The organism is Pseudomonas sp. RSB 5.4 (genome assembly GCF_037126175.1).
GTDB classification, from domain to species: Bacteria; Pseudomonadota; Gammaproteobacteria; order Pseudomonadales; family Pseudomonadaceae; genus Aquipseudomonas; species Aquipseudomonas fluorescens_H.
The window spans coordinates 979,645-987,613 of record NZ_CP146986.1 but is presented as its reverse complement, the minus strand read 5'-3'; the positions used below and the strand labels follow the sequence as shown (position 1 = coordinate 987,613).

The 7,969-nt window shown below is 63.3% G+C and carries 2 protein-coding genes; one reads left to right on the top strand and one right to left on the bottom strand.

All coding sequences use genetic code 11. The features are described 5' to 3' along the window. Positions 1 to 268: 268 nt before the first annotated feature. Complete coding sequence (locus V9L13_RS04280; protein ID WP_338801596.1) at positions 269 to 6,682, bottom strand: amino acid adenylation domain-containing protein; 6,414 nt, start codon at positions 6,680 to 6,682, stop codon at positions 269 to 271. A 488-nt stretch (positions 6,683 to 7,170) separates the two neighbouring features. Here V9L13_RS04280 and V9L13_RS04275 point away from each other — a divergent pair, with 488 nt between their 5' ends. Further along, positions 7,171 to 7,965, top strand: coding sequence for a helix-turn-helix transcriptional regulator (locus V9L13_RS04275; RefSeq protein ID WP_338801595.1), 795 nt, complete (start codon positions 7,171 to 7,173; stop codon positions 7,963 to 7,965). Positions 7,966 to 7,969: the final 4 nt, after the last annotated feature.

The following is a 7,969-nucleotide window of genomic DNA, read 5'->3' as shown; positions in this document are numbered from 1 at the left end:
GGGATAACCTGCTGTAAATACGAGAAAAAGGAGCGCGCAGCGGCGAGTCCGTGCCTGCTGCGCGCAGCCTGGAAAAGCTAAAACATCGGGGCTTGCGGGGCTGACATGGGAAGCGGGGACAAGCCACAGGCTCGGCCGCCGCAATCCCCCTGTGGGAGCGGGCTTGCTCGCGAATGCGGTGGGTCAGTCGATGTTGATGGTGACTGTTACACCGCATTCGCGAGCAAGCCCGCTCCCACAGGGTTTGGTTTACACAACCAATTCCGGGCTAGAGCCGGCGTTTGCGATTGAGGCTCGGGATGGTGGTTTGCGGGATGACTACTTGCTGCGCCTCGGGTGTGGTGCTGAGCGCCAGCGCCGCCAGGGTCGGCTGGCTGAACAGCGCCCGGGCGTCGGTGTGCAAACCGCTCTGACGCATGCGCGCCACCAGACTCACTGCCAGCAGCGAGTGCCCACCGAGTTCGAAGAAGTTGTCATGGCGACCGACCTGTTCGACGCCGAGGACTTCAGCCCAGATCTGCGCCAGCGCGGTTTCGATTTCACCCTGTGGCGCCACGTATGGGCGATTGATCACCGCATCGCCCCCCGGTTCCGGCAGGGCTTTGCGGTCGATCTTGTCGTTTGGCGTCAGTGGCAAGGCGTCGAGCCGCACAAACGCGCCCGGCACCATGTACTCCGGCAAGCGCTCCAGCACATGGCTGCGCAACGTCTCAAGACTCGGTGCTTCTACGCCGGAACGCACGGTGTACCAGGCCACCAGACGTTCATCGCGCACCATCACCACCGCCTCGCGAATGGCCGGATGTTCGATCAACCGCGCCTCGATTTCCCCCGGCTCCAGGCGCAAGCCACGCAGCTTGATCTGGAAGTCGTTGCGGCCGAGGAATTCCAGTTCACCATGGTTGTTGTAGCGCGCCAGATCTCCCGTGCGGTACAGGCGATCACCCGCCACAAACGGGCTGTCGATGAAGCGCTCGGCCTGCATCTCCGGCAAACCGTGATAACCACGCGCCACGCCGACGCCACCGATGTACAACTCACCGCTGACGCCTTGTGGCACTGGTTGACCGTACGCATCAAGCACGTACAGCCGCGTGTTGCTCAAGGCTGTGCCGATTGGCACCACGTTGTCCGGCACATTCATGTCCGGTTCCAGCGTCCAGCCCGTGCTGTCCACCGTGGTTTCAGTCGGGCCATAAACATTGTGCAAACGCACCCACGGCAGGCGATCACGCACCTGACGCGCCAGCGCCGCGCTGAGTTCACCACCACCGTTGAGCACATCGGTCAGGCTGGTGCACTGCTCGACGCCATCCTGTTCGATGAACTGCTGCAGCAGCGCAGGAACGAACTTGACCACCGTCACCTGCTGCTCGCGAATGGTCTGCACCACATACGCCGAATCGCGGTTGCCGTCCGGCCGCGCCAGCACCAGACGCATGCCGGAACACAGCGGCCAGAAGATCTCCCACACCGAACTGTCGAAGCTGAACGGCGCTTTTTGCAGCAGCGCACCGTGTTCGGTCGGCGGCGAAATCTGCGAACCCCAATGCACCATGTTGCAGGCGCTGCGATGCTCGATCATCACCCCTTTCGGCAACCCGGTGGAGCCCGAGGTGTAGATCATGTAGGCGAGGTTCGAAGCACTCAGGCCCGGCACCTGCAAGTTGCCTGCCGGCTGCTGCTCCCAACTGCCGTGATCCAGATTGATCAGCGTCACACCCGGTTCGCCCAGCAGTTGTCGCGTGGCGCCATGCACCAACAGTGCGACCGGCGCGCTGTCCTGCAACATGTAGTTCAGGCGCTCCAGCGGATAGTCCGGGTCCAGCGGCACGTAGGCGCCGCCCGCCTTGAGGATGCCGAGCAAGCCGACCAGCAGATCCAGCCCGCGCTCGACGCAGATCGCCACCCGCGAGTCCGGTTGCACGCCGACTTCGCGCAGGTGATGGGCCAGGCGATTGGCGCGCTCGTTGAGTTGCGCATAGGTCAGGCTTCGCTCGACGGTCTGTGCAGCAACGGCGTGCGGTTTGCGCCGCACCTGTGCTTCGAACAGCGTGTGCAGCGGCTGGTCCAGCGCACAATCGACCTCGGTGGCGTTGAACGTGATCAGCAAGCGCTGCAACTCCTCCGGCTGCAGGATCGGCAACTGATTCAACGGCTGTTGCGGGGCCTTTTCCAAGGCCAGCAGCAAACCGTGCAACGCGGTTTGCATGTAGCCGCAAATCCGTTGCGCGCCGATCTGGACGACGGCCCTGCCGGTGAAGCGCAAGCCGTTGCCAAAATCGTCCACGCTCATGGTCAGCGGGTAATTGGTGCGCTCCTCGTTGGCCAGGGTTTCGATGCCTTGCCAGGCCTGGCTGGATGGCTCCAGCAGTTCGGACTCGTCACTGTGCCGATAATTGAGCAGCGCGCTGAACAGCGGCGACGGCGAGGCCACGCCGCTGCAGCGTTGGGCCAGTGCCAGCGAAGCGTGTTCATGGCCGAGCAGCGCGGTCAGCCGCGCATGGGTGGCGCGCACCGCGTCCAGCACGCCTGCATCGACATCGATGCGCAGCGGCAAGCTATTGATAAACACACCCAAGGCGCGGTCGGCACCCTCGCCCCCCTGCATGCGCCCCATCAGCACGGTGCCGAACACCACGCGCTGCTGGCCCGAAGTCGCCGCCAGCACCCGCGCCCACGCCAGATGAATCAGACTGGCGACGCTGACACCGGCCTGTCGCGCCTGGGTGCGCAAACGCTGATACACGTCCGCCGGCAGCACCTGCTGCGCTTCCTCGATACCGTTACCGTCGCCCTGCACTTCCTGCAGCCCGAACGGCAGGGTCGGCTCGTCGATGTCCGCCAGTTGCGCGCGGAAAAACGCCTCGTGTTCCTGCTCTGTGACGCCCAGCCGCGTCTGCGCCACGTAATTGCGATAGGGCACCGGCGGCGCCAGCGCCACGACCTGCCCCGACAGGCTGGCCTGCATCTCGCCGCGCATTACTTCAAGAGCGATGTGGTCCATGGCCAGGTGATGGAACAGCAGAATCCCCACCACCCGATCCAGCGCCGGATCGCGGGCATACACCAGACGCATCAGTGGCGCCTGGCTGACGTCGAGGCGATAACGCCGGGCGTTGAAGCGCGCGTGCAACTGATCGATGATCGGGCCGTTGGCCGGGTCCAGCTCGACCTCCTGCAACGGCAGAATCGCCTCGCGCCACACTACCTGCACCGGGGTGGTCAGGCCTTCCCAGAGCACCGCGGTGCGCAGAATGTCGTGGCGCGCCATGACCTGGCGCAGCGCAGCGGCGAAGGCTTCGACGCGTTCAAGACTGTCGAACGCCAGTTGCGATTGCAGCAGGTACGGATCGCCCTGAGCGGCGGTGATGTGGTGATAGAGAATGCCTTCCTGCAGCGGTGCCAGCGGGTAGATGTCCTGCACGTTGGCGGCGCCGCCCGGCACAGTGGCCACGATCCGCTCGAGCGTCGGCTGATCCAGTTGCAGCAGGGGCAGCATATCCGCGGTGATGTGGGTGCAATCGGCGGCGATGCGGTTGGCCGGCACTTCGATCTCGCGACCGCTGCCGACCGAAGCCGCCAGCGCCGCGAGGGTCGGCTGACTGAACAGCACACGCACATCGCTGCTCAAATCGAGCTGACGCATGCGTTCGATCATGATCACCGCCAGCAACGAATGCCCACCCAGCTCGAAGAAATGGTCGTGACGCCCGACCCGCTCGATTTGCAGGACTTCGGCCCAGATCTGCGCCAAAGCGATTTCGACCTCGCCTTGCGGCGCCTCGTATTCGCGGCGGATCAAATCTTCCGCCCCGGGGGCCGGCAGCGCCTTGCGATCGACCTTGCCGTTGGCGGTCAGCGGCAACGCCGCCAGACGCACATAAGCACTGGGCAACATGGCGCTGCTCAGGCGCGTTTTCAGGTGCGCGTGCAACGCGTTGATGTCCAGCGGCGCCTGCTCGGTGAACCACGCCAGCAGTTGCCCGTCGCGCACCAGTACCACCGCTTCGCGCACCGCCGTATGGCTGGCGAGTGCGCTCTCGATCTCGCCCGGTTCGATCCGTACGCCACGGATTTTCACCTGATCGTCGTTGCGCCCCAGATACTCCAGATTGCCGTCGGCGCGCCAGCGTGCAAGGTCGCCGGTGCGGTACAGGCGCGCGCCCGGCTCAGCGCTGAACGGATCACGCAGGAAGCGCTCGGCGCTCAGGTCCGCGCGGTTCAGGTAACCGCGAGCCACCCCGGCGCCGCCGACGTACAACTCGCCGCTCACGCCAATCGGCACCGGTTGCCGCTGCTCGTCGAGCAGATACACCGTGGCGTTGCTCACCGGTTTGCCGATGTGCAGCGCCTGCCCGACGTCGATGCGCCCTGAAGTCGCCACCACGGTGGCTTCGGTCGGTCCGTAGTTGTTGATCACTTCGAACGATTGCTGACGCGGGAACTGACGCAAGCGATCGCCACCGATCAGCAGCGTGCGCAACGTCGGGTGATCGAGCTGGCGGCTGAACGCGTATTCGGCGATCGGGGTCGGCAAAAAACTTACGTCCAATGGCTGCGCACGCCACCAGTCGAGCAGCGCATCAATGTCTTCGTTGCCATCGCTGACCGGCGCCAGGTGCAGGATCGCACCTACGCACAGCGCCGGCCAGACTTCCCAGGCCATCGCATCGAAACCGAAGCCGGCAAGGCTCGACGTATGGCTGCCGGCACGCAGGTCGAAAACGTCAGTGTGCCAATCGACCAGATTGCACAGTGTGCGATGCTCGACCATCACCCCTTTGGGCAGACCGGTAGAGCCGGAGGTGTAAATCACATACGCGAGGTTTTCCGGGGTCAGCCCCGGCACCTTCGGTGCGCCGACAGGGGCGATGGACCAGGTCGGGTGATCCAGCTCGATCACCGGCACCGACAACGCCGGCAGGTGCCCGCGCAACGCACTCTGGGTCAGCACCGCGATCGGCGAACTGTCCTCCAGCAGATAGCTCAGGCGCTCGGCAGGATGCGCCGGGTCGAGCGGCACATAAGCGGCCCCCGCCTTGAGAATGGCCAACAGCCCGACCAGTGTGTCGAGCCCGCGCCGGGCGACGATGGCCACCCGGTCATCCGGCCGTGCACCGAGATCGAGTAGATGATGAGCGAGTGCGTTGGCGCGCTGATTGAGCTCGGCATAGGTCAGGCAATGCCCTTGATGAACCGCCGCCAGCGCCTGTGGTCGCTGCGCGGCCTGGGCCTCGATACGCTGATGGATGGTCGTCGCGCTCGGGTATTCCACTCGTGTCGCATTCCACTGTTGCAGCAGCGCGCTTTCTTCGGGCGTGCTCAGCGCGAAATCCGCGACAGGCAGGTTCACCGCCTCCAGCCCTTGCTCCAGAATCAGCAACCAGCGGTCGGCCAGCGCCTTGACCTCATCGGCGGCAAAAAACGCCTCGCTGTAGATCAGGTAGAGGCGCGCGTCGTCATTGGTCAGATTACTCAGCAGGTGCACCGCAAGCGGCGTGGCCTCTTCCTGGTTCGAGGCCTTGACCATGCGCCCCGACGCCTCGCCATAGCGATAATCGTGAGTGCCCTGCTCGTAGGACACCGTGACCTCGAACAACTGCGAGCGCTCCTCACGCAGCAGGCCCAGGGCACGGTTCATCTCACTCACGGAAAAACGCTGATGGCGGAAATCCTTGCGCAGTTCCTCACGGATCGTACTGATCAGTTCAGCGAAGGTGCGTTCGCGGCCGAAGCCCATGCGCACCGCACTGACCTGGGCGAACAGCCCAAGCGTGGACTTGAAACGCGCGCCGGAGCGATTGAGGATCGGCAGCCCGACGACCCATTCGTCACGCTCGGCGGTACGGCTGAAATACACGTGCAGCGCCGCCAGCAACACATGAAATGCCGAAGCGCCAAATTCCCGGGCAACCTGTTTCATGCGCTGGTGCAGCAGCGCCGGCAAGGGCTGCGCATGGACCTGCGTCTGCGCGGCATTGCCGGCCAGGCTCTGCTGATATCGCGGCAGCAACAGCGGCTCGGGCAATTGTCGGTACTTGTCCAGCCAGTAGATGCGGTCCTGCGCATAACGCGGCGACGCGTGATAGCGCGCATTGTCTTCGATGAAGTCGATGTAAGACGGCGCCGAAGCCGGCACAGGCCGGCCCTGCGCCAGCGCGTTATAGATTTCGTCCAGCGACTTGAACATTTCGCCGAAGCTCCAGCCATCGACGATCAAATGATGGGCCTGAACGGACAACCAATGGCGCTCGCCATCAAGGCGGATCAACAGAAAACGGAACAGGCAGCCGCCGTCCAGCACGAAGGGCTGATTGATGCGCGCCTGCACCAGAGCCCGCGCTGCCGCCTCCGGGTCAGTGTGCGTCGACACATCGTCGATCGGCATCGGCACCGCTAATGACTGGGCAAATTGCTGCAAAGGCAAGCCATCGACACCGGCGCCCGGCAGCAGGATCGTGCGCATCGCGTCATGCCGGGCCACCAGCACTTCGAGGGCGGCGTGCATGAGTGCCGGATCCAGCGGGCCGCTGAGGTCCATATACCCGCCGATGTTGTACAGCGGCGAATCACCGCGACTCAGCTGATCCAGCCAGATATCCAGCTGCGCAGCGGTCAGCGGATACGTCTGGAGCGATGCGGACGGCGTGGCCACCGCAAGAGCAGAAATAGGCGGCATAAGATCCTTCTCATGTGATTTTGCGCCTATTCAAGCATCGGCCCCGATGCCGACATGACACGTGAAACCCGGACAACCCCACCCCGTGCGCGGGCCTGTCAGTGCTTGTTGACCGTGACTGGGCGGGAACTATCTAAAAGTTCGGACAGGAAACACTGAAAAACTTGTAGGAAAAATGCCACACATCAGCGCTGCCATCGGCCCTCTCAGTTACCTCACAACAACGTAAATGTCCCGATTTTCAAGGCCTTTCCGTGACCAAACAGTCAGGCAGCGCACGACATCTGTACCAAATGGCGTCAGAAGCCCGGCGCCAAGTTTCAGAAATGATGGCACTTTGTGTCCCTGTTTTCCCCTACAGACGTAGGACAAATCCATAGGCTTAAATCCCGCCCCAGATCAGTTTCAAGGAGGGACGATTGCGTGGGCGGCTTTTGCATAAACAGCGGACGACTCGGTGATGACTCGGAACCAGGGATGACAAGGATATGAATCTGACCGGCAGCATTCGCAACATGGAAAACCCGCACTTTTACTGGCAACTGGGGGAACTGATTGCCAGCACGGGCGACGATCTTTTCGCCAGCAATATGTTCCAGTTGGTCGACACTTTGGTGCCGGTCAATCGCGTCGACCTCAGCGAGTGGATCCTCGACGAGCGCCAGGCCAGCGTGGTCGAGATCAAGGCGCTGGGCAGCGCCGGCCTGCCCCAGACCTTCCCGCCACCGGACCCGTTGAATAGTCCGGACGATCATCCGTTGTTGCAGAAGATGATCGAGATGAATGATTCCCTGCTGATTCAACTCAAAGCATCACTTCAGCCACGACATCCGCAGCACAGCGTCCACCAGTGCAATCTGGTGTCCCGCACCTCCAACCGCCGTTGTGTCATCTCATTCTACCGACCGCATACGCAACGGGTGTTTTCCCTGCCGGAGCTGTCGTTTCTCAAAAGTCTGTCCGACACCCTGCTGCCGCTGATTGAACGGCACGCGCACCTCAGTCGGCAAATCATCGCCAAACAGCCGCGCCCACCGTTGGCCGATCTGGAGCAGGCACCGTTGCAACAGATGCTGGATGAGCGCCTGGCGCTGGGCGGCATCGTGCTGTCGGCGCGGGAAAAAGAAGTTTGCCTGGGCCTGCTGACCGGCGGCACCGTGCCGCAACTGGCCGAGAAGCTGCGGGTCAAGAGCAGTTCGATCGAGACCTATCTCAAACGGGCGACCGCCAAACTCGGGGTCAGCGGACGGCACGGGCTGGCGCGCTGGATGGCCGGCGCGTAACCGC

Bases quoted from the DNA above. Each gene is read 5' to 3' on its own strand.
- V9L13_RS04280 (WP_338801596.1), bottom strand. From the start codon at position 6,682: ATGCCGCCTATTTCTGCTCTTGCGGTGGCCACGCCGTCCGCATCGCTC.
- V9L13_RS04275 (WP_338801595.1), top strand. From the start codon at position 7,171: ATGAATCTGACCGGCAGCATTCGCAACATGGAAAACCCGCACTTTTAC.